This is a genomic window from Cupriavidus sp. CPT47-8839-RL05A (assembly GCF_058792255.1).
In genome coordinates this window covers 15,966-40,990 of sequence record NZ_JBYTEG010000014.1, presented here as the reverse complement: position 1 = coordinate 40,990, position 25,025 = coordinate 15,966, and the positions used below count along the sequence as shown (strand labels likewise).

General features: G+C 65.1%; 33 protein-coding genes and 1 tRNA gene. 24 read left to right on the top strand and 10 right to left on the bottom strand.

Annotation, left to right across the window (positions count from 1 at the left end; all coding sequences use genetic code 11):
- Positions 1–64 precede the first annotated feature (64 nt).
- A complete protein-coding gene (locus tag AC3WVS_RS18095; RefSeq protein ID WP_492319775.1) occupies positions 65–592 on the top strand; it encodes a hypothetical protein in 528 nt (175 codons plus the stop codon).
- Positions 593–713: 121 nt separating this feature from the next.
- Here the strand turns inward: AC3WVS_RS18095 and AC3WVS_RS18090 are convergent, their stop codons facing one another.
- Both AC3WVS_RS18090 and AC3WVS_RS18085 read right to left on the bottom strand, forming a co-directional pair.
- Positions 714–980, bottom strand: a complete 267-nt coding sequence (locus AC3WVS_RS18090) for a CII family transcriptional regulator (RefSeq protein WP_092307189.1) — start codon at positions 978–980, stop codon at positions 714–716.
- Between the two features lie 276 nt (positions 981–1,256).
- Positions 1,257–1,559, bottom strand: coding sequence for a transcriptional regulator (locus AC3WVS_RS18085; RefSeq protein WP_492319774.1), 303 nt, complete (start codon positions 1,557–1,559; stop codon positions 1,257–1,259).
- 109 nt (positions 1,560–1,668) lie between these two features.
- On the opposite strand from AC3WVS_RS18085, the gene AC3WVS_RS18080 reads away from it, so the two are divergent.
- The 4 genes from AC3WVS_RS18080 (at position 1,669) to AC3WVS_RS18065 (ending at position 4,227) form a co-directional block, all read left to right on the top strand.
- On the top strand, positions 1,669–2,850 hold the full coding sequence (locus AC3WVS_RS18080) for a helix-turn-helix domain-containing protein (protein WP_492319773.1): 1,182 nt from the start codon (positions 1,669–1,671) through the stop codon (positions 2,848–2,850).
- A 64-nt stretch (positions 2,851–2,914) separates the two neighbouring features.
- Positions 2,915–3,391 (top strand): hypothetical protein, encoded by a 477-nt coding sequence (locus AC3WVS_RS18075; RefSeq protein WP_492319772.1) that lies wholly within the window; start codon positions 2,915–2,917, stop codon positions 3,389–3,391.
- Positions 3,333–3,884, top strand: coding sequence for a helix-turn-helix transcriptional regulator (locus tag AC3WVS_RS18070; protein WP_492319771.1), 552 nt, complete (start codon positions 3,333–3,335; stop codon positions 3,882–3,884). The genes AC3WVS_RS18075 and AC3WVS_RS18070 overlap by 59 nt, the downstream gene beginning before the upstream one ends.
- The gene (locus AC3WVS_RS18065; protein WP_492319770.1) at positions 3,862–4,227 is read left to right on the top strand and encodes a hypothetical protein; all 366 of its coding nucleotides are present in this window, start codon (positions 3,862–3,864) and stop codon (positions 4,225–4,227) included. The genes AC3WVS_RS18070 and AC3WVS_RS18065 overlap by 23 nt, the downstream gene beginning before the upstream one ends.
- Positions 4,228–4,301: 74 nt before the next feature.
- Here the strand turns inward: AC3WVS_RS18065 and AC3WVS_RS18060 are convergent, their stop codons facing one another.
- Entirely contained in the window at positions 4,302–4,511 is a 210-nt protein-coding gene (locus AC3WVS_RS18060; protein ID WP_492319769.1) for a hypothetical protein, read from the bottom strand.
- Between the two features lie 220 nt (positions 4,512–4,731).
- On the opposite strand from AC3WVS_RS18060, the gene AC3WVS_RS18055 reads away from it, so the two are divergent.
- The 17 genes from AC3WVS_RS18055 to AC3WVS_RS17975 all read left to right on the top strand — a co-directional run bounded on the left by AC3WVS_RS18055 (position 4,732) and on the right by AC3WVS_RS17975 (position 15,461).
- Positions 4,732–5,010: a hypothetical protein gene (locus AC3WVS_RS18055; protein WP_492319768.1), complete on the top strand. Its 279-nt coding sequence runs from the start codon at positions 4,732–4,734 to the stop codon at positions 5,008–5,010.
- An 8-nt stretch (positions 5,011–5,018) separates the two neighbouring features.
- The gene (locus tag AC3WVS_RS18050) at positions 5,019–5,255 is read left to right on the top strand and encodes a hypothetical protein (protein ID WP_492319767.1); all 237 of its coding nucleotides are present in this window, start codon (positions 5,019–5,021) and stop codon (positions 5,253–5,255) included.
- Positions 5,252–5,407 (top strand): hypothetical protein, encoded by a 156-nt coding sequence (locus tag AC3WVS_RS18045; RefSeq protein ID WP_492319766.1) that lies wholly within the window; start codon positions 5,252–5,254, stop codon positions 5,405–5,407. Before AC3WVS_RS18050 ends, AC3WVS_RS18045 begins: the two co-directional genes overlap by 4 nt.
- Before the next feature lie 119 nt (positions 5,408–5,526).
- On the top strand, positions 5,527–6,321 hold the full coding sequence (locus tag AC3WVS_RS18040) for a RecB family exonuclease (protein ID WP_492319765.1): 795 nt from the start codon (positions 5,527–5,529) through the stop codon (positions 6,319–6,321).
- Positions 6,322–6,328: 7 nt separating this feature from the next.
- Entirely contained in the window at positions 6,329–6,820 is a 492-nt protein-coding gene (locus AC3WVS_RS18035; protein ID WP_492319764.1) for a hypothetical protein, read from the top strand.
- Entirely contained in the window at positions 6,817–7,866 is a 1,050-nt protein-coding gene (locus AC3WVS_RS18030; protein WP_492319763.1) for a recombinase family protein, read from the top strand. Before AC3WVS_RS18035 ends, AC3WVS_RS18030 begins: the two co-directional genes overlap by 4 nt.
- Positions 7,867–7,877: 11 nt before the next feature.
- The gene (locus AC3WVS_RS18025; protein ID WP_492319762.1) at positions 7,878–8,555 is read left to right on the top strand and encodes a DNA translocase FtsK; all 678 of its coding nucleotides are present in this window, start codon (positions 7,878–7,880) and stop codon (positions 8,553–8,555) included.
- Positions 8,552–10,294 (top strand): AAA family ATPase, encoded by a 1,743-nt coding sequence (locus AC3WVS_RS18020; protein ID WP_492319761.1) that lies wholly within the window; start codon positions 8,552–8,554, stop codon positions 10,292–10,294. Before AC3WVS_RS18025 ends, AC3WVS_RS18020 begins: the two co-directional genes overlap by 4 nt.
- Positions 10,294–10,476, top strand: coding sequence for a hypothetical protein (locus tag AC3WVS_RS18015; protein ID WP_492319760.1), 183 nt, complete (start codon positions 10,294–10,296; stop codon positions 10,474–10,476). Before AC3WVS_RS18020 ends, AC3WVS_RS18015 begins: the two co-directional genes overlap by 1 nt.
- The gene (locus AC3WVS_RS18010) at positions 10,473–10,676 is read left to right on the top strand and encodes a helix-turn-helix transcriptional regulator (RefSeq protein ID WP_492319759.1); all 204 of its coding nucleotides are present in this window, start codon (positions 10,473–10,475) and stop codon (positions 10,674–10,676) included. Before AC3WVS_RS18015 ends, AC3WVS_RS18010 begins: the two co-directional genes overlap by 4 nt.
- Positions 10,676–10,915, top strand: coding sequence for a hypothetical protein (locus AC3WVS_RS18005; RefSeq protein WP_492319758.1), 240 nt, complete (start codon positions 10,676–10,678; stop codon positions 10,913–10,915). Before AC3WVS_RS18010 ends, AC3WVS_RS18005 begins: the two co-directional genes overlap by 1 nt.
- Position 10,916: 1 nt before the next feature.
- Positions 10,917–11,141 carry a hypothetical protein gene (locus tag AC3WVS_RS18000; protein WP_492319757.1) on the top strand — a complete coding sequence of 75 codons (225 nt, stop codon included), beginning with the start codon at positions 10,917–10,919 and terminating at the stop codon, positions 11,139–11,141.
- On the top strand, positions 11,138–12,181 hold the full coding sequence (locus AC3WVS_RS17995; RefSeq protein ID WP_492319756.1) for a hypothetical protein: 1,044 nt from the start codon (positions 11,138–11,140) through the stop codon (positions 12,179–12,181). The genes AC3WVS_RS18000 and AC3WVS_RS17995 overlap by 4 nt, the downstream gene beginning before the upstream one ends.
- Complete coding sequence (locus AC3WVS_RS17990; RefSeq protein WP_492319755.1) at positions 12,178–13,968, top strand: DNA cytosine methyltransferase; 1,791 nt, start codon at positions 12,178–12,180, stop codon at positions 13,966–13,968. The genes AC3WVS_RS17995 and AC3WVS_RS17990 overlap by 4 nt, the downstream gene beginning before the upstream one ends.
- A complete protein-coding gene (locus AC3WVS_RS17985) occupies positions 13,968–14,327 on the top strand; it encodes a hypothetical protein (protein ID WP_492319754.1) in 360 nt (119 codons plus the stop codon). Before AC3WVS_RS17990 ends, AC3WVS_RS17985 begins: the two co-directional genes overlap by 1 nt.
- The gene (locus AC3WVS_RS17980; protein ID WP_492319753.1) at positions 14,320–14,943 is read left to right on the top strand and encodes a hypothetical protein; all 624 of its coding nucleotides are present in this window, start codon (positions 14,320–14,322) and stop codon (positions 14,941–14,943) included. The genes AC3WVS_RS17985 and AC3WVS_RS17980 overlap by 8 nt, the downstream gene beginning before the upstream one ends.
- On the top strand, positions 14,940–15,461 hold the full coding sequence (locus tag AC3WVS_RS17975) for a DUF1643 domain-containing protein (RefSeq protein WP_492319752.1): 522 nt from the start codon (positions 14,940–14,942) through the stop codon (positions 15,459–15,461). Before AC3WVS_RS17980 ends, AC3WVS_RS17975 begins: the two co-directional genes overlap by 4 nt.
- 67 nt (positions 15,462–15,528) lie before the next feature.
- On the opposite strand, the gene AC3WVS_RS17970 is transcribed toward AC3WVS_RS17975, so the two are convergent.
- From AC3WVS_RS17970 to AC3WVS_RS17955, 4 genes are all read right to left on the bottom strand, one after another.
- Positions 15,529–15,915, bottom strand: a complete 387-nt coding sequence (locus AC3WVS_RS17970) for a hypothetical protein (RefSeq protein WP_492319751.1) — start codon at positions 15,913–15,915, stop codon at positions 15,529–15,531.
- Positions 15,912–17,129: a tyrosine-type recombinase/integrase gene (locus tag AC3WVS_RS17965; protein ID WP_492319750.1), complete on the bottom strand. Its 1,218-nt coding sequence runs from the start codon at positions 17,127–17,129 to the stop codon at positions 15,912–15,914. The genes AC3WVS_RS17970 and AC3WVS_RS17965 overlap by 4 nt, the downstream gene beginning before the upstream one ends.
- A gap of 167 nt (positions 17,130–17,296) precedes the next feature.
- A tRNA-Arg gene (locus tag AC3WVS_RS17960) sits at positions 17,297–17,371 on the bottom strand.
- Positions 17,372–17,699: 328 nt separating this feature from the next.
- Positions 17,700–18,191: a lecithin retinol acyltransferase family protein gene (locus AC3WVS_RS17955; RefSeq protein WP_492319749.1), complete on the bottom strand. Its 492-nt coding sequence runs from the start codon at positions 18,189–18,191 to the stop codon at positions 17,700–17,702.
- A 464-nt stretch (positions 18,192–18,655) separates the two neighbouring features.
- Here AC3WVS_RS17955 and AC3WVS_RS17950 point away from each other — a divergent pair, with 464 nt between their 5' ends.
- Positions 18,656–18,949 (top strand): hypothetical protein, encoded by a 294-nt coding sequence (locus tag AC3WVS_RS17950; protein ID WP_492319748.1) that lies wholly within the window; start codon positions 18,656–18,658, stop codon positions 18,947–18,949.
- 74 nt (positions 18,950–19,023) lie between these two features.
- Positions 19,024–19,800, top strand: coding sequence for a PP2C family protein-serine/threonine phosphatase (locus tag AC3WVS_RS17945; RefSeq protein ID WP_010813593.1), 777 nt, complete (start codon positions 19,024–19,026; stop codon positions 19,798–19,800).
- Positions 19,801–19,828: 28 nt separating this feature from the next.
- On the opposite strand, the gene AC3WVS_RS17940 is transcribed toward AC3WVS_RS17945, so the two are convergent.
- The 3 genes from AC3WVS_RS17940 to AC3WVS_RS17930 are packed head-to-tail and all read right to left on the bottom strand — an operon-like array spanning position 19,829 to position 24,985.
- Positions 19,829–21,145: a sigma-54 interaction domain-containing protein gene (locus AC3WVS_RS17940; RefSeq protein ID WP_492319747.1), complete on the bottom strand. Its 1,317-nt coding sequence runs from the start codon at positions 21,143–21,145 to the stop codon at positions 19,829–19,831.
- Positions 21,142–24,252 (bottom strand): peptidase domain-containing ABC transporter, encoded by a 3,111-nt coding sequence (locus AC3WVS_RS17935; protein ID WP_492319746.1) that lies wholly within the window; start codon positions 24,250–24,252, stop codon positions 21,142–21,144. Before AC3WVS_RS17935 ends, AC3WVS_RS17940 begins: the two co-directional genes overlap by 4 nt.
- Complete coding sequence (locus AC3WVS_RS17930; RefSeq protein ID WP_492319745.1) at positions 24,233–24,985, bottom strand: peptidylprolyl isomerase; 753 nt, start codon at positions 24,983–24,985, stop codon at positions 24,233–24,235. The genes AC3WVS_RS17935 and AC3WVS_RS17930 overlap by 20 nt, the downstream gene beginning before the upstream one ends.
- Between the last annotated feature and the right edge of the window lie 40 nt (positions 24,986–25,025).

The following is a 25,025-nucleotide window of genomic DNA, read 5'->3' as shown; positions in this document are numbered from 1 at the left end:
GCCGCACGACGAGGCGCCCGCACAGGCCGATGCTACGATCCATCCATAACACGGAGACCACAACATGCTCGAGTTCAAGGATCACACGTTCGCACTGCAGGGGCCGGGCGACTTTTTTGGGAAACTGGAATGGGAGTTCGCGCGACTCAAAGGGATTCCCCCGCATGAGGTTGGATTCCTCTACCAAGTAGTCACCTGCGCGAGCGATGCTTGGCACATGGCAGACTGGGCATTTGCCGCGCTGACGGGTGAGGAACAAGCCAAACATAAGAACAAGGTTCGGGAATTTCGAAAGTGGCTTAGCGCCGAACGTAGATCGCTTGCGATCTGCCGAATGATTGCTGATGCCCATAAGCACTCTCGCGTCGACCGAAACCCCGATCCGAACATTTCCACCCGCTATATCTTGGGCCCCGGAAAGCTGCATCAGGCGCCGACTACTTGGTTGATCGTCGATGGCGATGACTGGCGGGATCCCAGGGAGGTCCTTGAAGATTCCGTGATGTACTGGGTGCGATTTCTCGGCGACAGAAATATGCTGAAGGGCACGCCGATTGAAGAGCTCTATCAATCGAAACGCTCGCTTCTGTAGCATTTCGCGGCACGCCCTACGTTTCTCGGGCGGGCTCTTCATGACCACATCCCCGGCACGATCAAGCCGATCACCGACACGAACATCAGCGTCGCGGCCCCCACGCTAATCACCTCGTCCATCACGCGACCTCCAGTCCTTTGCGGGCCAGCGTGCGCAGCGCCTGGTATTCCTCGCGCGGCAGGCAAACCATGCTGTCGTCGCCGGGCGCGACGACGTCCAGCTCGAGGACGTCGAACAGCTGGCAGAACTCGGCGAACGTCAGCCGGTGGCCGCTGTTGTTCAGGAAGCGGGAAAAGTTGGTCGGCTCGACGCCGATGCGCTCGGCCACCTTCTTCTGGGTGAGCGGAGCAACACGGTTCAGCACCATGGATTCCAGGCTAGGCATGTGATGCTCCCAAGTGCTCAATGAGGTTCATACGATTCACCCAACGAAACAAGGCAGCCGGCGCGCAGGCCGGCGAGAAAAAGAAAATGGGGAACAGATGCCTCCACCGCTCACCCGCTTGGCAAGCAGCGCGCCGCGCTCTGTCGAGCCGGCTTCGGCCAGATGTCGCCCTCTGCGGACTGCGCAGCATGGCTGTTCCCCCGGTTGGGCTATCGCCCGTGTTTTGTGCCCGGCGAGCCAAGCGGCGCGCCAAAGGTCTATGTGTCTGGGCCGCCTTCAGGCAGCCTCAGGATGCGATTCGTGAGCGTCAGCCTTCGGCTTACCGCCCTTCCGCGCGCCGCGCTCGGCCGGCGAGTCGCGCGACGAACGCACGAAGCCCCAATCAACCTTGTCGTTCAACTCTTCGCAGGTCACCTGGCCGCCGGTGATCAGTTCGATCTTCGGGCAGTGCTCAGCGGGGACTTGGCGGCCCTCATCCAGCCACTGGTGCACAGCGCCTCTGGTGACGCCCAGCGCCTTCGCCAACTTTTCATAGCCGCCTGCCAGCGCGGCAGCTCGTTTCACGGGGTGATCGCTCATGATTCCGAATCCGGTCGAAGTTTTCGGCAAGTATAGAACTTCTAGACACGTTGGTAAAGAAAACGTAGACCTTCACTGTTTAGATTCTCTGTACTATCGCGCGATGGAAATGAAGTCCTGGATCCGTCTCGCCCGAAAGAAGGCTGGCCTCACGCAGGAGCAGCTCGCGGAACAGCTCGGCCTCACGAAAGGCAACGTGTCGGCGTGGGAGAACGGCCGTCATGAAGCCAGCTTTGCCCAGCTCAGCGCGATCGCTGAGTTAAGCGGTTTGCCCATAGGCCAGGACGCACCCGCCCAAGCGCAGGGAGTTGGAACGCTCGTGGCCTGGCAAAAGGAGGATGCGGACCGTCTCCGCGACCTCTTCACCCAGCACCGCGGGCGGCTAAGCATTGAAGAGTTCAGCCGGCGCTACGAGATTGGTCCGCAGATCAATCAGTACCTAGCGGGCCAGATTCCTCTCTCGACGAAGGCAGCACAAGGCTTCGCCAAGGGGCTCGGCGTCGATCTCGAATCAATCAGCCCGCGGCTTGCCGCAGAGTTGCGTCGCCCCGGTTCCGAGGCAAACATCCTCGCGCCCTTGGCACCGGGCGTGGAGCGGGGAAGTACGCCGGCCGAGCGCCTACAGATCGTTCTGGTCGAGCAACATCTGGACGTGAATGTGCTCGCCGCGCTACTGGGAGTCGAGACTGCCGTCGTGCGGTCGTGGCTGGAAGCAGATGCGCCGAAGCTTCAGCTCCATCATGCGGTGAAGCTGCAGGAGGCCTATGGCTATAGCCCCGCCTGGCTGATCAACGGCAAAGGCGCAACGCAGTTGTCGAATCCCCTGGAGGCCGAGCTGGACGAACCCAGCCTGCCCTTTGACATCGTCCATATCCCATCAAGCAGCTACAGGCGCATCCCAGTGGTTGGCATGGCTCAGCTCGGTGACAACGGGCACTTCTCCGACATCGAATACCCGGTAGGCCACGGGGACGGTTTCCTGGTGTTCCCCACCATGGATCCGGACGCCTACGGCTTGCGCTGCAACGGCGACTCCATGCGCCCGCGGGTGAAGCACAACGAGTTCGTCGTGGTCGAGCCCAACCACGGGGTCACCAACGGCGACGAGGTCCTGGTTAAGTCCCAGGACGGCCGCGTCATGGTCAAGGAGCTGGCCTATGTCCGTGACGGCGTGGTGCATCTGTCGTCGGTCAACGAGCGGCACGGCATGGTTCGCATCCCGCAGGACCAGATCGAGCGGCTGCAGTACGTCGCGGGCATCGTGAAATCGTCGGCCTGGCGGCCGGACTGACGCGCTGCTCGGGGCGGTCGACCACCCAACCTCCATGCAAAATCACAAATAAGTGATACACTCAATGAGTCGTTCGAAGCTTTGGTGGCTTAGAGACCACAGCAGCGCTTCTGGTAAGCGCGAGGTGAGAGAGGACTATGACAGGGCGAGCGATGAGTTACAGGCAGCATTCGACACGCACTGGGAGTATCTGGAGGTTCGCGGCAGGGATCAGTGGGTTCGCCCGGCCGCAGCAAAACTGAGACCCGAGCACAAGGGCGGGTATCGTGATTTTTTTGAGTTTAGATTTCGTGCAGAAAAGGTCCAACAGCGTCCACTTGGCTTCTTTGGTCCAGAAGACAAGAATTTCACTCTGTTGATTTGGGCTCAAGAGAAAGGCAATAAGTTTGTGCCTCTCGATGCCGTTAAGACGTGTGAAACAAGAAGGAAATCGGTCATAGAGGGTCAGTCTAGATCGGTTCCTTGGAACAGAGACGAAGAAAATGAGGACGACCAGACTCTTGAAATTGAGGCGAAAGTCGTACCGCGACAGCTACGTTAAGGCTCACCTTGAACAAGGGCTCGCCTTTCAGTTGCGCGAAATGCGGTTATCGCGAGGTTTGACGCAAGGCCAATTGGCGAAAGCGCTTGGGATCAAAAGCCAATCAGCAGTCGCTCGACTGGAAGACCCGAGCTACGGCAAGATGTCCATTCCCACCTTGCTAAAAGTGGCTGCGTTCTTCGATGTTGCACTTGTGACAAAGCTTGTGCCGTACTCGAAATTTCTCTGCGAAATCGCGAATGTCGCGCCGGCAGACTTGGTTGTCCCTTCATTCGAAGATGAAGACGCGGCGGGCGCCATCGAGAACGCACCTCAATTCAAGCTCATTCGCAACCTGAATACTATCGAGGCAAGGTCCATTGCATGGGGAGCTTCTTGGCCAACTCTATCGACCGAGATTGGCCCTCATGTGTACCAGGGCAATATCGGCTCTAGCCAGGTAAATATCCATATTGAGAGGGATTTTAGCCATGCCACGTACGATGCAGCATAGATCGGACCTTGGGAAATTTGACTGCCTGGTGCCAGACAATTTGCCTGAGTTGTTTGTAGATGGGGTTACACAGTTGCAACTGGGCATCCCGATCTCCCGCATTATGTTTCATTCAGTCACGGCTCCCACGGACGGGTCGGAGGGTGACCCGGTAGAGCAACGTGTCGCGAAGCTATCGTTGGCCATTCCAACGGCTGCTCTGTTTGAACTCGTTGCAAACATTGCCGCAGGCGCGGACGCAGAAGCAGTGACCCAAACTAACGTTGCCGTCAATGCGTACGGCGCGGCGGTATCCAAGCAGCTTTCGCGACTATCTGCACTTGCTGCTAACGTCAAGAAATAAGCACGACCGCTTCAGAATAGAAGCCCGCCCCCCGGCGGGCTTTTTGTTGCCCGCGACACACACTCTAGCGGCCCTCAGACCTTCAGAGCCGCCCTGACCCGCTCATTCAGGCCCAGCCGGTAGAGCGTCGCCCCGACCTGCGTCAGGAGCACCCTTTCTTTCCCCTCGATCGTCGGGTCCGTCAGAAGCACCGCCAAGCCGGCGATCGCCTCGTCGATTTCCAGTTCGACCGCCTCATCCAGAGCCAGTTGCTCAAACTCGCGAATCACGTCATCCGGTTCCATAGTCTCCCCCTCCATAGAGCACCGCCGAGCGTAGTGCAGACAGATGATAGCCGCCCTTGAGGCGGCTTTTTTGCGCCTGCGCGCCTAGAAGTTACGTCCGGCCTCACAGCAGGTATAGCCCGGCTACACATTTGTATAGATTGCCTTGACTTCTATTGTCTAGTGTTTCTATACTTGCCTCTACGCCGCTGACGTTCGCAGCGGTTCGCTGGAGACAGAGATGCCAAACGCCGTTCCCCCTGCAGCCGCCTATCAGCGCGCGTACGAAGCGCAGCAACGCGCCGGCGGCGGCCATGCCCTGCCGGCCGTGCGCGAGATCAGCCACACGATGTACGGCAATCCGCACTTCGAGTTCCGTGGCACCGACGAAGACCAGGTCTACGCCGCAGCGCTCGATCGCAAGAACCTGATCGACCCGTACCGCTCGCCCGCGGTGGTCGGCCGCTACTGGGATGGAGTCGACTACGTGGTCGTGGTCCGCGCCTTCAACCTGGACTGAGGCGCGCCATGACCCCGACTCAAGCCGCAATCCGCCAGGCCGCTGTCGACAGCGCTCGCGCCGAGCTGCTGCGCGAGCTGCAGGCTGCCCACCTGATCATCCGCAACGCCCTGAACCTGATGTCGACCAGCCAGAAGATGGTCTGGGGCGAACGCAATGCACGCGACGGCGTCGACGGCGACGGCATCACCCGCGCCTTCGAGCGCGAGGCCGTCATCGCACGCGTCACCGGGGCCGCAGCATGAAGCGCCGCCCCACCCTCGCCCGCGCCGTTGGCCAGTTGATCTGCCTCTGGCTCGTTTCCACCGCCGCCCTGGCCGCCCTGTTCTGCGTGTACGCCGCAGCCATCGACGAGCCGGTCCTGGTCCACCCCACCTCGATCCGGAAGACCACATGAACCCCGAAATCACCTGGGAGGCCTGGTTGCGCCTGCAGCGCGCGGCGGGCTTCCGACTCACCGGCCGCTGGCTCGCCAGCGGTGAACCCGAGCTGATCCGCATCCACTGAGGCCACGCCATGAACATCGTTACCATCCGCGCCAGCTCGCTGGCCGAACTCTTCGACTGCCCGGCCCGCTGGGAAGCCAAGCACATCCTGGGCATGCGCATGCCGTCGGGCGCCGCCGCGCACCTGGGCACCGCCGTGCACGCCAGCACCGGCAAGTTCGACCAGGCCACGCTCGACGGCGCGCCCATCACCGCCGATGACGCAGCCGGCGCGCTGGTCGACACCATCCGCGACAAGAACGCCGAAGTGGACTGGGACGACACCGACCCGGCCGCCGCCGAACGGATCGGCCTGGCCCTGCACGCCCGCTACTGCGCCGAGATCGCGCCGCGTCAGCACTACGTCGGCGTGGAAGTCGCCTGCGAGCGCCTGGAGATCCCTGAGCTGGGTATTGCGCTGACCGGCACCACCGACCGTGTGCGCACCACCGCCGCCGGCGTTGGGATCTCGGATTTGAAGACCGGCGGGCGCGCCGTGGGTACCGACGGCACCGCGGTGACCGCCGGCCACGGCCCGCAGTTGGGCGTCTACGAGCTGCTGGCTGAACACGCTCTGGGCGTGCCCATCAGCGCGCCGGCGCAGATCGTCGGCCTGAACACCGGCAAGACCGCCGCGGCGCAGCGCGTCGGTACCGGCGAAATCGAATCCCCGCGCGCGGCGCTGCTGGGAACCGACGAACAGCCGGGCCTGCTGCAGCACGCATCCCGCCTCATCCAGTCCGGCGCCTTCTACGGCAACGGCAAATCCGTCCTGTGCTCGGCGAAGTACTGCCCGCGGCACGCCACCTGCCCCTACAAGAGCTGAGTTCGCCATGCAGCGCATTCCCCTCGAAGGCAAGGTGTTCGGTAAGTGGACCGTCTTGTCACGGGCCATGAACCCGCCCGCCCCGACGCGATACCTCTGCCGCTGTGCATGCGGCACCGAGCGCGTCATCGCCTCGCAGACGCTGCGCAATGGCGAATCCCGCTCGTGCGGCTGCCTGCGTGCCGAGGTGATGCGCGAAAAGCAGACCACGCACGGCCACTACGGCACACCAACCTACCGCAGCTGGCGCGCCATGCTCGCGCGCTGCAGCGACGCAAAGCACCGCCAGTTCAAGGACTACGGCGGCCGCGGCATCGAGGTTGCCATCGCCTGGTGCGAGAGCTTCGAGGCTTTCCTCGAACACATGGGGCCGCGGCCGCCCGGCAAGACCCTGGACCGCATGGATAGCAACGGCAACTACGAACCCGGCAACTGTCGCTGGGCCACCCGAACCGAGCAGAACCGCAATAAGCGAACTTCCACGAAGGACACCCAATGACCGCCACCACTTCTCTCGCCGAAATGAAGCAGGCCGCAGGCACGCCCCGCGAGGCCAACATGCCCACCGTGCGCGCCGGCTTTTTTGATCTGCAGGGTTTCGAACTCATGCAGCGCGTTGCCAAGGCTTTCGTGAACACCGACCTGGTGCCGAAGGCATACCGCGGCAACCTGGCCAGCTGCATGATCGCCTTGAACATGGCGCAGCGCATGAATGCGGATCCCATCTTCATCATGCAAAACCTCTACGACGTGCACGGGCAACCGAGCTGGTCGAGCAAGTTCCTGATCGCCACTGTGAATGCGTGCGGCCGCTACGCCTCGCTCAAGTACGAATGGCGCAACGAGGACAAGCCAGGGTCCGAAGACTATGGCTGCCGCGCCTGGACCACCGAAAAGGCCACGGGCGAACGCCTGAACGGCGTCTGGGTGACCTGGAAGATGGTCCGCGCCGAGGGCTGGGATTCGAAGAACGGGTCGAAGTGGAAGACGATGCCCGACCAGATGTTCATGTACCGGGCCGCTGCGTTCTGGGCGCGCACCAATGCGCCAGAACTGAGCATGGGCCTGCCGACGGTCGAAGAGTCGCAGGACATCATCGACGTGCATCCCGACGGTACCTACACGGTCGCCAAGACCTCCGTCGACGAACTGCGCGGTGGCGCCCGCGCGGCGGCGGCCCAGCCCGCACAGCCGGCCGAGGTCGTCGAGCGCAAGACCGCGCCGGCGCAGACCGCCTCATCCGAGGTCGAAAAACAGGAAGCCGCTACCTCTGATGCGCCGGCAGGCGAGCCCGAGCAAGGCGATACCGGCGACGCCGGCGCGGGTGATGTCCCGACCTTCCAGGACGTCAACCGCGAGCTGCTGCAGGCCGCGTCGATCGAGGATCTGGACTACGCCCGCAGCCTGATCAAGCAGCTGCCGGACGAAACGCAGAAGGCGACGCTGAACCAGGTTGCCGCGCGCCGCATGCGCGAGCTGGCGCCACCCGACGAGCCCGCCGCCCAGCCGCAGCGCCGCGCCCGCGCGCCGATCAAAGCTGACTGAGGCCGGAGCCCATGGACAAGTTCCGATTCATGGGTCGCGCGACCATCCTGCACCTCAACACCCGCAAGGAAGGGCCCGAGGATGCGCAGGAGCTTGCGCTCGACCTGAAGCTCAAGACTGTGGCCGACCACAACGTCATGCGGTTCTTCGATGAGCTGCTGTCCAACTTCGTCTTCCTTTCGAACGGCGCCGTGCGCAACAAGATCATGGGCCCCGTCACCTACGGCCATGAGCTGGAGAGCTACCGGCTGGACATGGTCAGCAGCACGTTCTTTGGCGTGCGCGTCAAAAAGTTCGCTTTGGAGCCCAAGGACGGATTCAAGGTGACCGTGACGTTCTCGGTGTCGCTCAAGCCCAGCGGCGACGAGGTGGCGCGAATCGCGGAGTTCCTGCAGGACGAAATCGAGCTGTGCCTGGTGCCGAGTGACAGCGAGCTCGACTTTGGAGCAGGCGCCGAATCCAGCTACGTCTACGCAGAAAGGGGTTCGGAAGATGAACTCTATCCCGCCGCACGCGAGCTGGTCATCGAACACCGCCGCGCGTCGATCTCCTTGGTCCAGCGCCATCTGCGCATCGGCTACAACCGCGCGGCTCGCCTGATCGAGGCAATGGAAGTCGACGGCATCGTCTCGGCACCCGACAACGAGGGCAACCGCCACCTGGTGGCATCCGAAGGGGCAACAGCATGAAGCTCACCCACATCCACGCCCGCAACTTCCTCGGCATCCGGGCCGCCGACATCAGCCCGGCCACGCCTGTGACCCTGATCTGCGGCCCGAACGGCGCCGGCAAGTCCAGCATCCAGGAAGCCGTGCGCATGGCACTGGCCGGCGAGAGTGTGCGCGTCAGCCTCAAGAAGGAATACGGCCAGCTGCTGCACGACGGAACCGAATCGGGGTCGATTGTGATTTCCGTCGGCCCGCAGTCCAACAGCGTCGCCCTGCCCTCGGGCAAGGCCACGCAGGGCATCCCGGCTGATCCGCGGCTGTCGTTTGTGCTGGACGCCCAGCGCTTCGCCCACCTGGACGTCAAGGAACGCCGCGCTTTCCTGTTCGACCTGATGGGCATCAAGATCGGTACCGACCAGGTGCGCGAGCGCCTGGTGGCGCGCGGCTGCGACGCGAAGAAGACCGAAGCCGTGCTGCCGCTGGTGCGAGCAGGCTTCGACGCCGCCGCCAAGGAAGCGCAGACGAAGGCCACTGCCGCGAAGGGCGCCTGGCGCGCCATCACCAACGAGACCTATGGCAGCGTCAAGGCCGCCGACTGGATCGCGCCGGCCGCGGCTGGCGGGCCCGCGCCGGAAGACCTGGCCGCCACGATCGCCGAATGCGAAGCCGATATTGCCGTCGCCAGTGCATCGGCTGGCGACCTGCAGCGCCAGCTGGGCGAGATCGACGCCGCGGCGCGCCAGCGCGCGCACCGTGAGCGCCAGATCTCCGACTTGTCGGCCAAGGCTGATCAGCTGCCTAAGGCGCAGGAATCGGTTGAGCGGGCACAGGCAGAGCTGGACACCTTCCGCCCCAAGGTCGAGGCGCTGCGGGCCGCTGCCGGCGGCAAGGTGGCCGGCATGCCCTGCAGCTGCCCCGAGTGCGGCGCCATGCTGCTCTTCCTGGCCGGCCAGTTGGCGAAGTACGAGCCGACCCAGGCCGACCCCGAAGCGGCGGCACGCCTGCCTGAGTACGAACGCAGCCTGAACGTCCTGGCGAACGCCCTGAAGAGCCGCACGGCCGAGCGCGACGCAGCCGACGCTGCAGCCAAGCAGCTCGAGCTGCTGCGCAAGGACGCCGCGGCTGACGGCGGCGACGCCGATGACGAGCTGCGCGCCAAGATCGAGGCCGAACTGAAGATTCTGCAGTCGGCCATCGGCAAGGTCAGCGAGGAACTGGAAGCCGCGCGCGCCGCATGCCGCGCGATCGCCCAGGCCGCCGAGCAGACGGCCAAGGCGGCCCAGCACCATGCCGACGTGGTCGCCTGGGAAGCGTTGGCCGACGCCTTCGGTCCCAGCGGCATCCCGACAGAGCTGCTGTCCGAGGCGCTGGACCCGATTAACGAGCGCCTGGCAGCCGCGGCTGTCGAGTCGGAATGGATGCGCATCGGCATCGGCGCCGACATGGCTATCACCGGCGACGGTGGCCGGCCCTATGCCCTGTTCTCCGAATCGGAGAAGTGGCGCGCCGACGCGCTGCTGGCCGAGGCAATCTCACGCCTCACCGGCATGCGCCTGCTGGTCCTGGACCGGGCGGACGTGCTGATCGGCACCGAGCGCGACCGACTGTTCTGGTGGCTGGACGACCTGGCAGCGGCCGGCGAGATCGACACCGCGCTGATCTTCATGAGCCTCAAGGCGCCGCCCGGGCAGCTGCCTGAGTCCATCACCGCCTACTGGATCGAGGACCACCAGGTCGGAAGCATCAGGGAGGCCGCGTGATGGTCAGCACCACCACCATGATCCAGCGCCTGGAAGGTCTGCTGGGAACCAAAGACCTGAACGACTGGGAATCCAGCTTCGTGCGCACGTTGGCGCATCGCATGCACGCCGGCGAGGTGACGAAGCTCACCGGCAACCAAGTGGAGAAGCTCGACGAACTGCATGGGAGGCATTTCTCATGAACACCCAACCGCAGCGCCGGATCATCCGGCTGCCCGAGGTCACTGAGCGTGTTGGCCTTGGCAAGACCGCCATCTACGAGCGCATCAAGGAACACACCTTCCCGGCGCCCATCAAGCTGGGCCGGGCCAGCGGCTGGATCGAGGAAGAGGTCCAGAAGTGGGTGGATGAGCAGATCATCGCCACGCGCGGGGGGCACTGATGCACGCCTTCTCCGTTCTTGGCACTGACGCCTCCCTGCAGCGAGAGAACGCCGAACTGCGCCGCCAGCTGGCCATCGCCCGCGAGGCGCACGCCGTCATGACGCTGCAGATCGCGCAGCTCGAGAAGCTGGCGCGCGAGCTCAAGCGCGCCGCCGTGAAGCACCCGCACCAGCCGCTGTCGCGCTGGGTGAAGTTCGGGCCGATGGCCTCTTTCCTCGAATCGATCAAGGATCACTGAGATGAGCTATCAGAACATCATCGGCCGAGTGCAGGCCTGGAAGGACGACGCCGACGGCCCATACACCTCCGACGAGGTGATCGTAGGCGTCAATAACGACAGCGATAGCGGTCCGGAAACGGTGGAGATCGCTGTGCAGATCGGCACTAAACGTGAGCGGCTGTTTCTGACGGTCAACGCCGAGGAACTGATGCTGGCAATTCTGCGCGTGAGGAGCAAGGCATGATCGAGAAGAACGAAGTGAACAGGATCGCGGCGCTGCTGCTGGCCACATGGCAGAAGGCCGAACCGGAGCATTCGATTAGCCAGTACCCGGAAAGCTATTTCGCGACGTTCGCTGATATGGCGCGTGCCGTCATTGCGGACGCCGCCACTGCGCCGAGCGCAGCACCTGCCGAGCTGTTCCAGGCGCGCGTGCAACCCTGGATGTTGGCGTGCTTCGGCGCTCAGATCGCTGCCGACGAGCAGGAGCGCAATCACCGCTTCCTCGAAGAGGCACTGGAACTGGTGCAGTCCTGTGGCGCCACGGCCAGCGAGGCGCATCAACTTGTCGACTACGTCTATGGGCGCTCGGTCGGCGACAAGCACCAAGAGGCTGGCGGCGTGATGGTGACGCTGGCCGCACTGTGCCTGGCGCAAGGGCTGGACATGCACGCGGCAGGCGAAAAGGAACTGTCCCGCATCTGGACGAAGGTCGAGCAGATTCGCGCGAAGCAGGCTGCCAAGCCGAAGCACTCGCCGCTGCCAGAGCACCTGCCGAGCGCATCGCCTGCCGAGGTTGATCGGCTTCGTGACGCGCTGGATCACATTGCCCGCACCGCCCGCCGAAGCCGCGAGCAATCCCGCCGTACCCGCTGGATCATCGCACGCGCTCAGGGCGCGCTCGATGGCACCGAGGAATGGAAGGAAATCGACCTGCCTATAAACGGCGAGCGCATCAGGCGACGGCTGGAACACCGCATCAGCGAGTTGGAGGCTGGCGCCACGCCGCAATGCCATGTGCCGAATCGGTGGAAGCTGGTGCCTATCGAGCCCACCACGGAAATGCGCAATGCCATCTTCTCGGGCGTCAACCACGAGCACATGGTTCGCAACTACAGGGCAATGCTCGATGCCGCCCCAATGCCGCCCGCAGCCGGCGCAGGCACGAATCTGGACTTCACGCGTTCCGCCTTGAGTGGTAACGAACTGAAGGCCGCCATGGGATTCGACTCGCCGCCGTGCGCCGGCGTGGCCAGGCCTCTCACCGGCAAGGAGCAGGCATGATCGTCCGCGAGTACAAGACGTTCGGCTTCTGCTGCGGCCTGGGCGGCGGCGCCAAGGGTTTCAAGAAGGCAGCGTCTCGGGTCGGGAACATGGTCGCGAAGTGGCGCTGCATCGGTGGCATCGATGTCGACCCGGCCGCGGCCCGCGACTTTCAGAAGCTGGTGGGTGTGCCTTGCACGGTCATGGACCTGTTCACGCGCCAGCAGTACACGGCATTCCACGGCAAGGAGCCGCGGGCTGGCTGGCGCGAGGCCACGCCCGCTGACATCCGGCGCGCCGCCGGCAACGAGCGCCCCAACTGCGTGTTCATCTCGTCGCCCTGCAAGGGCGCCAGCGGTCTGCTATCGGAAACCCTGAGCCGCACGCCAAAGTACCAGGCCCTCAACGAGCTGACGCTGCGCTGTGTCTGGCTGATGTGCGAAGCCTGGAAGGATGACCCGGTCGAGCTGATCGTGTTCGAGAACGTGCCGCGGCTGGCCACGCGCGGCCGTCACCTGCTGGACCAGATCAACCAGATCCTGCGCCACTACGGCTACGCGGTGAACGAGACGACGCACGACTGCGGCGAGCTGGGCGGGCTGGCCCAGAGCCGGAAGCGCTTCCTCCTTGTTGCGCGGCACATGGAAAAGGTGCCGGCCTTCCTATACGAGCCCGAACTGCGGCGCCTGCAGGGCGTCGGTACCGTGCTGGGCCGCATGCCGCAGCCAGGCGACGCCGCCGGCGGCCCGATGCACCGCGTGCCGTCCCTGCAGTGGAAGACCTGGGTGCGCCTCGCATTCGTCGAGGCTGGCAGTGACTGGCGCAGCCTAAACCGCCTGGAGGTGGTCGACGGCCGCCTGCGGGACTACCTGATCATGCCCGAGCGTCGCAACGGCGCGCTGGGCGTCCTGACCTGGGAAGAGCATGCCGGCGCGGTGGCTGGAGAGTCGCTGCCCAGCAACGGCACCTTCTCGATTGCCGACCCGCGCGGCCCTGCCAATGCTGCCCAATATCAGCAGTACGGCGTGCTGCGCTGGGGCGAGGCCTCCGGGACGATCACCGCCGGCACGAATCCCGGCCAGGGGACGTTCAGCGTAGCCGACCCACGCCACGCCGGCCCGGCCAAGCACAACAACGAGTTCCGCATTGTGCCGTGGCAGCAGGCCGCCGGCGCCGTCACCAGCGCTCACGGTACTGGCCAGTGCGTGCAGGATCCGCGCGCGTCGACGGGATTCGAGGGCGCCGGCAAGTACCGCATCACCGGCTACGACGAGCCGGCCGGCACGGTCATCGCTCGCAGCGACACCGGCCAGGGCGCCTATGCCGTCGCCGACCCGCGTCCGGGCATGCGGCGCGAGCGCGGCGACCACTACCTGACCGGCGGGCACTACGGCGTGGTCGGATGGGATCAGCCCAGCGGCGCAGTCTCGGCAGCTGCTGGCCACGATAACGGCCGCTGGTCAGTTGCCGACCCTCGTCTGCCGGCGGCGAACGACAAGCTGGTCGCGATCATCCGCGCGCTGGACGGCACCTGGCACCGCCCTTTCACCACGCTCGAACTGGCGGCCATTCAGTCGCTGATCGAGCCGGAGGAATATCTCGAGTTGGACGGCCTGAGCGATCAGGCCTGGCGCGAGCGCATCGGCAACGCGGTACCGCCAGACGCCGCACAGGCGATCGCCGAGGTGATGGGCACTACCCTGCTGCTGGCGGAGACCGGTGAGACGTTCATGCTTTCGGCCACGCCGGTGTGGGTGCGGCCGGTTGCCGTCGCCTTGTCCGTGGCACAACTTCCGGAGGCAGCCTGATGCACCAAACCGATTTGACCCTGATTCCGCCAGCGCCGCGCCTCGACGTGACCCGGTATGAGGCGTGGCCGTTTCCTGGCCTGACGGCGCGCGAGACGGCGCAGTCGGTCCTGGCGCAGAGCCGGCAGTACAAGGCGGCTATCGCCGCCTCCATCCTGTCTGGGCCGGCCCAGCTGGTCACCGAAAGCATGGTGCTTGCCGCGATGCCCCAGGACTGGAAGGACACGCTTGGCGGGTTCTTCCACGCCTCCTTGTGTCAGCGTGAGGGCGAGCAGCACGGCATCCGCGTCAAGCACGTAGCACACGACGGTGGCGGTTATCACATCGAGTACAGCGCCATGGAGGACCGTCATGCGTGAGCGCCCCATCCTCTTCTCTGGCGCCATGGTGCGCGCCATCCTGGACGGCCGGAAGACGCAGACGCGGCGCGTGGCCACCGAATTCGACGGCCTCGAAGTCGACAAGGTGCTGGCCAGGTTCCCGAACCAACGGGGCTGCCCCCATGGAGAACCAGGCGACCGTCTATACGTCCGCGAGGCATGGCGGTCTACGAAGGAACTGGACCCGCACAGCGGCGGACGGATTGCGGAGATGTGCCTCGACGCTGGCTATTCGATTCCGTGGGCACCGATCCATTACGAAGCAGACGGCGACCGACGGAACTGGGATCACACCAGCACGCCGCCACACTTTGGACCTCCAGAGCCCGGCCGCTACCGGCACGCGCGGTTCATGCCGCGTTGGGCGTCACGCATCCTGCTAGAGATCACCGGAGTGCGCGTCGAGCGGCTGAACGACATCACTGAGAAAGACGCCGAGGCCGAAGGCATCGTGACTCCGATGTTTCCGGACGCCGTCCGAGGCGCCAGCTATGCGCACGCCTTCCGCCATTTGTGGGACAGCATCAACGGCGCCGGCGCGTGGGAGGAAAATCCGTGGGTGTGGGTTGTCGAGTTCGGGAGGGTGCAGCGATGAAACGACTGATCGAAACGACCCTCGACGGCGAGGCTGGTTGCGTACTCTCCGACTGCGAGCAATACCGGTACCGGCTCTGGCGAGAATGGGACCGCGGCCGGCCTGGGCTCGGCTTCATCATGCTCAACCCGTCGACCGCTGACCACCTGGTCAACGATCCGACGGTCACCAGGTGCATGCAACGGGCGCTGGCCGGGAAGTACGGCCGGTTGGAGGTGGTCAACCTGTTTCCGCTGCGCTCGACAGATCCGGAAGGGTTGCTGACCCACCCCGCTCCGCTGGGCGACCGGCCAGACCGCAACGAGTGCGCAATCATGGACGCGATCGACCGGTGCTCACTGGTGATATGCGCCTGGGGCGCCCACAAGGCCGCGCCGGCGCGCGCGGCCGAGGTGCTGCGGATCATCAGGATGTGCGGCCGCGCGAATCTGCTTCACCACCTCGGGCTAAACAAGGACGGCAGCCCGAAGCACCCTCTGTACATCCCAGCAAAGAAGCGCCCTGATCCATTTCGGTGAGCAGGGAAGAATACCCATCAGACTCATATTCCGCATTCAGCAATCTGATGGGTATTCACGTCCGTGGCTACATTCCGTCCGGCGTTGCCGGAACGCTTGAAGGTTCGAACCAACTCTCCACCAACACGAAATGGCCTGCGCCGATGGTGGCCTGACCCCAGACGTAGTCAACTACATCGGCCTGCCATGCACGATAGCCGATATTCTTGAATCGTCCTTCCCAGATGCGATCCACAGCACTTCCCAGTGCAAGCAACTCGGCGTTAGCCAGCTTCGCGCGCGCATACAGTGAATGGTCAAAAGGCTCACGCAGGTTGGCGATGTCGCTAAGGACCTGTAAGGCCGCGTCGGCTCGTCGCTTCACCTCGTCGGCGAACCAGCGGACATAGCCGGCTTCGTTTGCATTTCCGTCAATTACGGCCTGCACGTCAAGCCTTCGAACTTCGTCATTCATCGCTCGTCTCCCTTTTCACGCTTCAGTTTCCCGATATGGTCCCCCCAGGCCTGCATCATCTGTCGGCGTTCGGGGACATATTGGGCATGGTTGTAAGCTGCCCTCACCTTGTTCCGCTCAACGTGAGCCAACTGTCGCTCGATCACGTCAGGTCGAAACCCTATCTCATTCAGCGCAGTCGAGGCCACCCCACGGAAGCCGTGCCCAGTCATGCGCGAGTGGTACCCCATCCGGTACAGCGCGTAGAGCATCGTGTTGTTGCTGACGTGTCCGGTCTTGCCCCGCGGGCTGTAGAAGAGGAAGTCGCGATGGCCGGTGATCTCGCGCAGCTCGGCCAGGACGGCCAGCGCCTGCGTGGACAGCGGCACGATGTGCGGGTCGCGCATCTTCATCCGGTCAGCCGGGATTCGCCACTCGGCCTTGGCCTCGTCGATCTCGCCCCAGCGCGCCTGGATCATCTCGGTGGTGCGCACGAAGGTCAGCGTCATGAACTGGAGCGCTAGGCGGGTTACAGCATCGCCCTCGTAGGCATCGATGTCGCGCAGCAGCTGCGGGAGTTCGACATGTGACACTCGGGCCTGGTGCTGGACCGGCTCGGACTTCAGCGCCGCGGCGCTGTCGATGTCGGCGGCCGGATTGCGGTCGCACACGCCGTAGATGATTCCGTACTGGAACACCGCGCGCATGCGCTGCAGGATGCGCTTCGTGGTATCGCGCACGCCCCGGGCCTCGACCTTCCTGAGCAGGTCCAGGACGGCCGGCGCTTTGATGTCGGCGATGGGCGTGCTGCCCAGCACTGGGAAGACGTCATTCTCGAGCGAGGCCAGCACCTTCCCGGCATAGACCTCGTTCCAGCTGCCCTTCTGGGTGGCGTGCCAGTCCCTGGCCACCGCCTCGAACGAGTTGCCCGCGGCGATGCGCGCGGCGCGGCGCTCTTCCTGCTTCACGGCGCCCGGGTCACGCCCGTCGGCGACGATGGCCCGCGCGGTCTCGCGCTGCGACCTGGCCTGCGCCAGGGTCACCCCCGGGTACACGCCAAAGCCCAGCCGGCTCTCGCTGCCGGACGGTCGCACGTATTTGAACCGCCAGAGCTTTCGCCCGTCCGGCATTACCTCGATATAGAGGCCGCCGCCGTCAAAAACCTTATAGGCCTTGTCGCGGGGCTTGGCGTTGCGGATTTTGGTATCGGTTAATGGCTCGACCGTGCGGGGCATCGCTTAGGGGCACCGAAAATAGGGGCATTCGAAGATGCCCCTAAGGATGCCCCAAAAAGTGACGGATGCCAACGGTCAAAGACGAACTCTGGCGAACGTCGATTCGACGCGAAGCCTTGATTTACTTGGGAAGGGAGGACTTTGGCGAACTGCCGCGAACTATTCTGTGGTCCCGCCGACAGGAATCGAACCTGTATCTAGCGCTTAGGAGGCGCTCGTTCTATCCATTGAACTACGGCGAGGGACAGGACTGTCAGGATCGGGAACCGCAGGCGCGGTGATCCTGGAGACGGCCCGAAGTATATCAAAATCCGCACCTGCCCGGCGCGCCGGCGGTGGCGGACCCGTCCCGCCGGCCTCGCCCGGAAAGGCGGCCGGACGACGGCAGGCGCGTCGGCCGGCCGGCATGGCGCAGGGCGCGGCGCCCTGGCCGATGGTGGCCGCGGGCGCAGTTGACGGCGGCAGTGGCGCAACTGCGGTGGCAAGCTTGTCCGCGCAGGTTGCAGCGCAGTTCCCAGTCGATCAGTCCGGACATGGCAGGCTCCTCGATTCGGTGATGTGCCGCGCGGTTCAGGCGAGGCTCAGGCCCAGGTTCAGGCCGCCCAGTTGGGCTTGCAGCAGCGCGCCCAGCAGCAGCCAGCCGATGTGCAGCGCGGCGCGCGGGCGGCGCATGCATGTTTCCACCTGTTCGCTGCGGCTTTCGCCGGACAGGCACCAGGAGCAGAAATGCTCACAGTTGTTGGTCAGCAAGTGGTAGGCATTTTCGCCCACACGGGAACGGGCGCGTTCGACGGCCTGGCGGCCGGCGAAGCGGGCGCAGGGTTCCGGCTTGACGGCGATGCCGAATCCGGCGGCGAAGGCTTCGAGGGTAGTTTCTTCAACCGGCGCGGCCTGCAGCGAGCGGGCGAAACCGGCGTAGTGGATGACGCGGCCGGCGCCGGCGTAGATCCCATGATGGGCGTAGCCGTGGCGTTCGGTGACCAGGTGGGCGCCGAGCGGCAGCGGGTCGGCGAAACGATCGTCGCTGCCGGTAGCGCGTTCTTGTACTTCCTGGATGTTCATGGCTGGCCTCGGTGTGTCTGGTTGCTGCAGGCATTGCTGCTTCGTGCCAGACCAACCGCATCAACCATGCCAATACCAGGGAGGCCCGGCCCGACAACGGTTTGGCGGAAATCCGGGGGTTTTGGAGGGGATCGAGTGTCGGATGGCAGCCAACCGCGTGGCGGCAACTCTGTTGGCTGGCAGCCACCATTCGCCGCGCGCCGCGAGGCCTGCGCGGGCTGGCGGCAGGGATCGCGCGATGCTTGCGCTGTGGTGGGTCCATCCCGACACTGGCTGGCCGGGTGTCGGGTCAAGGCCAACGTGGCTGGACTGCCGGGGTGCGCCCCATTGTCCCCGCCCCGCCCTGCAGCCCGCGCCGGCCTTGGGTTTCCAGTCGACCTACTGCCACACCCATGCTGTGGCACGCGCCTTGCTCAATACCGGTACCGCCCGCGGCGCCACGCCAAATCCACCGGAGACCGAACATGGCCACCCTTGCAATCAACGACCTCGCCAGCTGCCGCGAACTTGCTTCCGCCGCCATGGCCCGCGTGCGCGGCGCCGGCGGGCAGTGGGTGTTCGGGTGGATCCGCCCGTTCGTGCCCTCGTCTCCGCTGCCGCTCGGGACGGTGATCAACTTTTACGAGATCAACTACAGCTTCTATGCTGATCAGATGAACAACCAGTTCCAGAACATTGATATCCGCAACAACGCGCCAAACGCCAACATCAATGTCCAGGGCGACCAGGGCGCGAGGAACGACGGCAGGCTGATCTGATGCTGATCTGAGCGCCAGCGCCGCCGTGGCAGTGCCCCGGCTGGTCCGGGGCTTGACGCGGACCGGAGACAAGATTGGGTTTCGACTCGCACTTCCAGTGGACCTCGGCCGCATGCACGGACGTCGGGCGCGTGCGCGAGCGCAACGAGGACGCTTGCCTGGACCTGCCCGGCCAGGACCTGTGGGCGGTGGCCGACGGCATGGGCGGCCATGCCGTGGGGGACTTCGCCAGCCAGGCGGTGGTCCAGGCGCTGGCCACGCTGCCGCCGCAGCCCCGGCTGGAAGACCGGGTCGACGCCACGCGCGCGGCGCTGCAGGGCGTGAACCTGGCGCTGGTCGATGAAGCGGCACGCCTGGGCGTGCGCTGCATCGGCAGCACGGTGGTGGTGATGCTGGCGGGCGATCGCCGTTGCGCCTGCGTGTGGGCTGGCGACAGCCGCCTGTACCGGCTGCGCGGCGGCCAGTTCGCGCGCCTCACGCGCGACCACAACCAGGTCGAGCGCCTGCTGGCGCGCGGGCTGATCACCCCGGAAGAAGCGCGCCACCATCCCGCGCAGAACACCATCACACGCGCCGTCGGCGCGGCCCCGACGCTGGCGCCGGAGCAGCTGCTGACCGAGGTCGCCGATGGCGACGTCTACCTGCTGTGCAGCGATGGCCTGAGCAACGAGGTCGACGATGACGACATCGCGGCAGTGCTGGCGCAGCAGGACGTTGCGCAGGCCGCGCCGACGCTGGTGCAGATGGCGCTCGATGCCGGCGGCCGCGACAACGTGTCGGTGGTGGTGCTGCGTGCGGCGGACCCCTACGGCTCTGACAAGACCCTGGTCAATCCCGAGCTGGACGCCTGAAGGCACGACCGCCGGCAGCCTCGCCGCCCTACCCCTTGCCGCCTTCGGCCTGCCGGTTGGCGCGGAAATCCTTAGAGTGGATGCCGTGCTTCTTCAGCAGCATCTGCAGGTGCGAGCGGTTCATGTCGAAGCGCCGCGCCAGTTCGGCGACGGTGCCGCCGACTTCCTGCAAGCCCCGTTCGAGGAAGGCCCGCTCGGCCTCGTCGCTGGCGGCGCGCTTGGCTTCGCTGAGGGACGTCGCCATGGCGATGTCGGCAGCCGCGGGGCCATTGCCCACCACCGCCAGCGCGGCGGGCCTGGGGCGGATGTCCTGCGGCAGGTGGGCCAGGTCGGCGGTGTCGCCGGCCAGGCAGCTCAGCCGGTACATCAGGTTGCGCAGTTCGCGGATATTGCCCGGGTAGTCGTAGTGCAGCAGGAAGTCGCGCAGCCGCGGCGTCAGCTTGAGTGGCCGGCGCTTGAGCATGCCGGCGGCCTCGTCACTGAAGTACGAAACCAGCAGCGGGATCTCGTCGCGCCGCTCGCGCAGCGACGGCAGGCTGACGTGGATCACGCTCAGGCGGTAGAACAGGTCTTCGCGGAAGGTGCCGGCCTGGCTCATGCGGCGCAGGTCCTTGTTGGTCGCCGCGACGATGCGCGTATCGACCGAGATCGCCTCGTCCGAGCCCACGCGCTGGATCTCGTGCGCCTCTAGCACGCGCAGCAGCTTGACCTGCCCGGTCAGCGGCAGTTCGCCGATCTCGTCCAGGAAGATGGTGCCGGTATGCGCGCTCTCGAACTTGCCGCGGCGGTCGTTGCTGGCGCCGGTGAAGGCGCCCTTCTTGTGGCCGAACAGCTCGGATTCAAGCAGGCTGTCGGGGATGGCGCCGCAGTTGACCGAGATAAACGGCTTGTCGGTGCGTGAGCCATTGGCATGGATCACCTTGGCCATCAGCTCCTTGCCGGTGCCGCTCTCGCCATCGATCAGCACCGGCAGGTCGGTCGGCGCCGCCTTCTCGGCAATCTCCAGTGCCTCCAGCAACTTGGGGTTGTCGCCGAAGGTCCCTTCGAAAATAAAGCTGCGCTCAACCAGTGCCTGCCGGCGCGCGCGCGGCATGCGCTCGACTTCTTCCTGCGGCGGGGCGGCCTCGGCCGATGCCGCCTGCACGAAGCGCTCCTTGTGCGACAGCCCCATCACCTCGTCGCGCAGCGTGGTGGCCTGCTTGAGCAGCTTCTCGATCTCCGGCCGGTCAAGCCGCGACGACCAGCGCAGCGTGGAACGCAGGATCTCGATCTTCTCGATCAGGCCGGCGAACGACACCGGCGAGGTGGCCGAGGCGGGGGTGGCACCCTGGTTGTATAGCTTCATGCGGCACTCAGTTGCTTCTGCACCAGTTGGAAGTACATGCCCTTGCGCTCGATCAGCTCCTCATGCCGGCCCTGCTCGACGATGGCGCCCTCATACAGCACCAGGATCTTGTCGGCCTGCATGATGGTGCTGAGCCGGTGCGCGATGATGACCGCGGTGCGCCCGCGCAGGATCTCCTGCATGTTCGCCAGGATGTTGCTCTCTGACTGCGTGTCGAGCGCCGAGGTGGCCTCGTCGAACACCAGCAGGCGCGGGTCGTGGTACAGCGCGCGAGCGATGCACAGGCGCTGGATCTGCCCGCCGGAAAGCCCGATGCCGCGCTCGCCCACCACCTGCTCGTAGCCCAGCGGCAGCTTGCTGATAAAGGCATGGGCATCGGCCATGCGCGCCACCTCCTCGATACGGCGCCGGTCCGGGCTGTCGTCGCCGCAGGCGATGTTCTCGGCGATGGTGCCCGAGAACAGCAGGTTGGACTGCATCACGTAGCCCACCTGCGCGCGGTAGAACGCCGCGTCGATCACGTTCAGGTCATAGCCGTCCACTGTCATCGAGCCCTCGGTAGGCTTGTAGAAGCCCACCAGCAGCTTGGCCAGCGTGGTCTTGCCGGAGCCGCTGCGCCCGACAATGGCCACCATCTCGCCGGGGCGGATGGCAAAGCTGATGTTCTCCAGCACATAGGGCGTGTCTTCGCCGCCGTAGCGGAAGTACAGGTCTTTCATCACGATCTCGCCCTGCAGGTCGGGCAGCATCACGCGCGACAGCACGTCCTGCGGCTTCTGCTCGGGCTCGAGGTCGAGCACGTCGCCCAGCCGCTCCATCGCCACGCCGGCATCGTTGAGCTGGCCCCACAATGCCACCAGCCCCATCAGCGGCGCCAGCACGCTGCCCATGAAGGCATTGAAGGCGATCAGCTGGCCGATGGTGAGCTCGCGCTCCAGCACCAGCGTCGCGCCCACCCACAGCACCGCGATGGTGGTGGCGGCGTTGAGCAGCTGGCTCACCAGCCCCACCAGGATGTGGAAGGCCTGCGCCCGGTATTGCGCGTCCAGCGCCTTGGCGTACTTGCGCTCCCAGCGCAGCCGCACCGGGCGCTCGATGCCCATGCCCTTGACGGTCTCGGCGCCGCCCAGCGTTTCCATCAGGTAGGCCTTGGCATCGGTCGATGCCGCGAACACCTCGCGCGCATAGGTCTTGACCTTGGGCGTCACCACCACCGTCAGCGCCGCGATCGGGATCACGAAGGCGATCAGCAGCAGCGTCAGCTTGACGTTGTAGAGAAACATGATGGTGAAGTAGATAAACACCATCAGCAGGTTCAGCGCCGTGGTCACGGTCGACTCGGTCAGGAAGGCGCGGATGGTCTGGTTCTCCTGGAAGCGCGCGAAGATATCCCCGGTCTTGCGCTTGGCAAAGAACGACAGCGGCAGCGACAGCGTGTGCTTGAAGAAGTGCGACATCATGGCGAAATCCATGTTGCGCACCATGAAGTTGGCCAGATACGCGCGAATCGTCGACATCAGCTGCGAGAACACGTTGGAGATGATCAGCCCCGCGATCAGCAGGTTCAGCAGCCTCACGTTCTGGTGCACCACCACGCCGTCCAGGATGTTCTGGATGATCAGCGGCGGCACCACCCCAAGCATCTGGATCACGAAGGTGGCCAGGAACAGGTGTGCCAGGATCCTCTTGTACGGCGCCAGGTAGCCGATAAAGCGCAGCCACGGCGAGCGCGACACCGACAGCTGGGTCATGCTCTCGCCCGGCGTGAACAGCAGGCAGGTGCCGCTCCAGCCGCGCTCGAACTCCTCGGCGCTCATCTTGCGGAAGCCGATGGCCGGGTCGGCCACCCACACCCAGCGCGACGAGATTCCGTACACCACCACGTAGTGGTAGCCCTCCCAGTGCACGATGAAGGGCAGCTCAAAGCCCATCAGCGAATCCCGCGTGCACTGCACCCCGCGCGTGGTGAAGCCGAGCGCTTCGCCGGCGCGCGCCAGGCTGTCCAGCGTGGCGCCCTGGGTGGTCACATTGGCCAGTTCACGCAGCTTGCCCAGCGTCATCGGGATGCCGTAGTGCCGGCAGATCATCGCCAGGCAGGCCGCGCCGCAATCCATCTCCTCGGCCTGCTCCACCAGCGCGAAGCGGCGGATCAGTTTTTCGCCGAGCTCGGGCTTGGAATGCAGGTCGAGCAGCACCGGGCGCTTGCGCCGTTCGGCCAGCTTCTTCTGCCGATGCAACTCGCGGTCCAGCACGCGGATGCGCTCTTCCAGCACCTCGCGCAGGCGCGGGTTGCGCTCCAGGATCAGCTGCACGGTCTTCTCGGGAATCACCAGCATGCGCACGTCGGTCTCGGCAATGGCCGAGGCCAGCTGCTCCTGCCGCATCACGCAGGCACGCTCGCCGAAGATGTCGCCCTGCCCCAGCGTCGCCAGCGGGTACTCGCTGCCCTCTTCGCTGCGCATGATGCGCACCGTGCCCTGGCGCACCACGTACAGGCGCCGGTCTTCGCGGCCGTCCTGCTTCAGGATTTCCTTGCCGGCCGCCACGCGCTTGACGCCGACGCTGCGCACGGCGTCCTCCAGCTCCTGCTTGTCGAGCTTGCCACGCAGGTCGAACAGCCGCGCGACAAAGCCTCCGGCCGAACTGATCGCGACATAGCTGGTGATAAACGCAAGCGCCGCCGGGTTGCCGGCCACCACGGGCTCACCCACGCTGCGCGGGATCATCAGCAGCTCGGTCTTGCCCGAGGCGCGCACCGACGACTCATGCCGGTAGTCGCGCAGCAGCGCGATATCGGCAAAGACCTCGCCGGCCTTGCGCACGCCCATGCTGATTTCCTTGCCGTGCTCCTCGTTGAACACGCGCACCGAGCCGGACTTGACGATAAACAGGCCGGGCGCCGCTTCGCCGGCATTGCAGACGGTGTCGCCAAAGCCGAAGGTCAGCACCTGCGCGGCTTCCGCCAGGCGTGCCAGCTCCTCCGGCGTCAGCACCGACAGGATCTCGACGGTGGCGAGGAAGGCGGCCAGCGCCGACCCTGCCTCCGGCTGGTCCGGGGCAGGCGGGGCGGCGGGCTCGCCGCTCGCGCTAGCGGGCTTCGATGACATGTTCCTGCGCCCTGGCCATCAGCCAGTCTTCGCGCAGCAGGCGGCGCACTTCCACCGCCACCTCGCTGTCGAGGGTGGCCGGGTGCTTGTCGCGCACCAGGAAGACTTCGAAGAAGGAACGGTCAGCCGACGGGAACGGTCCCAGCAGGTCGCCCGGTTCGGCATTGAACACCTTGGCCTCGATATCGGTCTTGAGCGAACCGCGCAACACCTTGCCGATCTCGCCGCCGCGCTCGCGCGTGTCGGCGATGGAATGCTCGCGCGCCATCTCGGCAAAGGCATCGGGATCATCCTGCAGGTACGAGATCAGCTCCTTGGCCTTGCCCTCGCTGTCGACCACGATATGGCTGACCTCGATGCTGTCGAAGCGCGGCGAGTTGAGCGCAAAGTACGCCTGCACCGCGGCCTCGCTGCACACCTGCTCCATCATCCGCTCCTGGTACAGGTTGTCAGTGATAAAGGCTTCAAATTCGTCCAGGCTGATGTTCAGCGCATCCAGGTAGTGATTCATGTCTGCGGCGCGATGCAGGCCCTGCACGCGGCGGAACTGGTCCGCGCGTTCCTGGATCTCCTCCGGCGTGACCACCACGCCCTGCCGCTTTGCCGCGTGCACGGTCAGCTTGTCGCGCACCATCTGCTCGACCAGCCCTTCGAACTGTCCGGTCAGCTTGAGCAAGCGCACGAACTCCTCGAAGCCAAGCACCTCGTCGTCGATACGCACAATGCCAGTCATTTTCTCGGCTCCTTTGACGCCCGCGCGGTTGCGCGCCAGG

Bases quoted from the DNA above. Each gene is read 5' to 3' on its own strand.
- AC3WVS_RS18030 (WP_492319763.1), top strand. From the start codon at position 6,817: ATGACCGCCACCACTTCTCTCGCCGAAATGAAGCAGGCCGCAGGCACG.
- AC3WVS_RS17930 (WP_492319745.1), bottom strand. From the start codon at position 24,985: ATGACTGGCATTGTGCGTATCGACGACGAGGTGCTTGGCTTCGAGGAG.
- AC3WVS_RS17955 (WP_492319749.1), bottom strand. From the start codon at position 18,191: ATGAACATCCAGGAAGTACAAGAACGCGCTACCGGCAGCGACGATCGT.
- AC3WVS_RS18015 (WP_492319760.1), top strand. From the start codon at position 10,294: ATGGTCAGCACCACCACCATGATCCAGCGCCTGGAAGGTCTGCTGGGA.
- AC3WVS_RS17940 (WP_492319747.1), bottom strand. From the start codon at position 21,145: ATGAAGCTATACAACCAGGGTGCCACCCCCGCCTCGGCCACCTCGCCG.
- AC3WVS_RS18070 (WP_492319771.1), top strand. From the start codon at position 3,333: ATGAGGACGACCAGACTCTTGAAATTGAGGCGAAAGTCGTACCGCGAC.
- AC3WVS_RS18000 (WP_492319757.1), top strand. From the start codon at position 10,917: ATGAGCTATCAGAACATCATCGGCCGAGTGCAGGCCTGGAAGGACGAC.
- AC3WVS_RS17975 (WP_492319752.1), top strand. From the start codon at position 14,940: ATGAAACGACTGATCGAAACGACCCTCGACGGCGAGGCTGGTTGCGTA.
- AC3WVS_RS18020 (WP_492319761.1), top strand. From the start codon at position 8,552: ATGAAGCTCACCCACATCCACGCCCGCAACTTCCTCGGCATCCGGGCC.
- AC3WVS_RS17965 (WP_492319750.1), bottom strand. From the start codon at position 17,129: ATGCCCCGCACGGTCGAGCCATTAACCGATACCAAAATCCGCAACGCC.
- AC3WVS_RS18065 (WP_492319770.1), top strand. From the start codon at position 3,862: ATGCCACGTACGATGCAGCATAGATCGGACCTTGGGAAATTTGACTGC.
- AC3WVS_RS18080 (WP_492319773.1), top strand. From the start codon at position 1,669: ATGAAGTCCTGGATCCGTCTCGCCCGAAAGAAGGCTGGCCTCACGCAG.
- AC3WVS_RS18085 (WP_492319774.1), bottom strand. From the start codon at position 1,559: ATGAGCGATCACCCCGTGAAACGAGCTGCCGCGCTGGCAGGCGGCTAT.
- AC3WVS_RS17985 (WP_492319754.1), top strand. From the start codon at position 13,968: ATGCACCAAACCGATTTGACCCTGATTCCGCCAGCGCCGCGCCTCGAC.
- AC3WVS_RS18010 (WP_492319759.1), top strand. From the start codon at position 10,473: ATGAACACCCAACCGCAGCGCCGGATCATCCGGCTGCCCGAGGTCACT.
- AC3WVS_RS18035 (WP_492319764.1), top strand. From the start codon at position 6,329: ATGCAGCGCATTCCCCTCGAAGGCAAGGTGTTCGGTAAGTGGACCGTC.
- AC3WVS_RS17990 (WP_492319755.1), top strand. From the start codon at position 12,178: ATGATCGTCCGCGAGTACAAGACGTTCGGCTTCTGCTGCGGCCTGGGC.
- AC3WVS_RS17935 (WP_492319746.1), bottom strand. From the start codon at position 24,252: ATGTCATCGAAGCCCGCTAGCGCGAGCGGCGAGCCCGCCGCCCCGCCT.
- AC3WVS_RS18005 (WP_492319758.1), top strand. From the start codon at position 10,676: ATGCACGCCTTCTCCGTTCTTGGCACTGACGCCTCCCTGCAGCGAGAG.
- AC3WVS_RS18095 (WP_492319775.1), top strand. From the start codon at position 65: ATGCTCGAGTTCAAGGATCACACGTTCGCACTGCAGGGGCCGGGCGAC.
- AC3WVS_RS18055 (WP_492319768.1), top strand. From the start codon at position 4,732: ATGCCAAACGCCGTTCCCCCTGCAGCCGCCTATCAGCGCGCGTACGAA.
- AC3WVS_RS18050 (WP_492319767.1), top strand. From the start codon at position 5,019: ATGACCCCGACTCAAGCCGCAATCCGCCAGGCCGCTGTCGACAGCGCT.
- AC3WVS_RS17950 (WP_492319748.1), top strand. From the start codon at position 18,656: ATGGCCACCCTTGCAATCAACGACCTCGCCAGCTGCCGCGAACTTGCT.
- AC3WVS_RS17980 (WP_492319753.1), top strand. From the start codon at position 14,320: ATGCGTGAGCGCCCCATCCTCTTCTCTGGCGCCATGGTGCGCGCCATC.
- AC3WVS_RS18060 (WP_492319769.1), bottom strand. From the start codon at position 4,511: ATGGAACCGGATGACGTGATTCGCGAGTTTGAGCAACTGGCTCTGGAT.
- AC3WVS_RS17995 (WP_492319756.1), top strand. From the start codon at position 11,138: ATGATCGAGAAGAACGAAGTGAACAGGATCGCGGCGCTGCTGCTGGCC.
- AC3WVS_RS18045 (WP_492319766.1), top strand. From the start codon at position 5,252: ATGAAGCGCCGCCCCACCCTCGCCCGCGCCGTTGGCCAGTTGATCTGC.
- AC3WVS_RS18025 (WP_492319762.1), top strand. From the start codon at position 7,878: ATGGACAAGTTCCGATTCATGGGTCGCGCGACCATCCTGCACCTCAAC.
- AC3WVS_RS18090 (WP_092307189.1), bottom strand. From the start codon at position 980: ATGCCTAGCCTGGAATCCATGGTGCTGAACCGTGTTGCTCCGCTCACC.
- AC3WVS_RS17970 (WP_492319751.1), bottom strand. From the start codon at position 15,915: ATGAATGACGAAGTTCGAAGGCTTGACGTGCAGGCCGTAATTGACGGA.
- AC3WVS_RS18075 (WP_492319772.1), top strand. From the start codon at position 2,915: ATGAGTCGTTCGAAGCTTTGGTGGCTTAGAGACCACAGCAGCGCTTCT.
- AC3WVS_RS18040 (WP_492319765.1), top strand. From the start codon at position 5,527: ATGAACATCGTTACCATCCGCGCCAGCTCGCTGGCCGAACTCTTCGAC.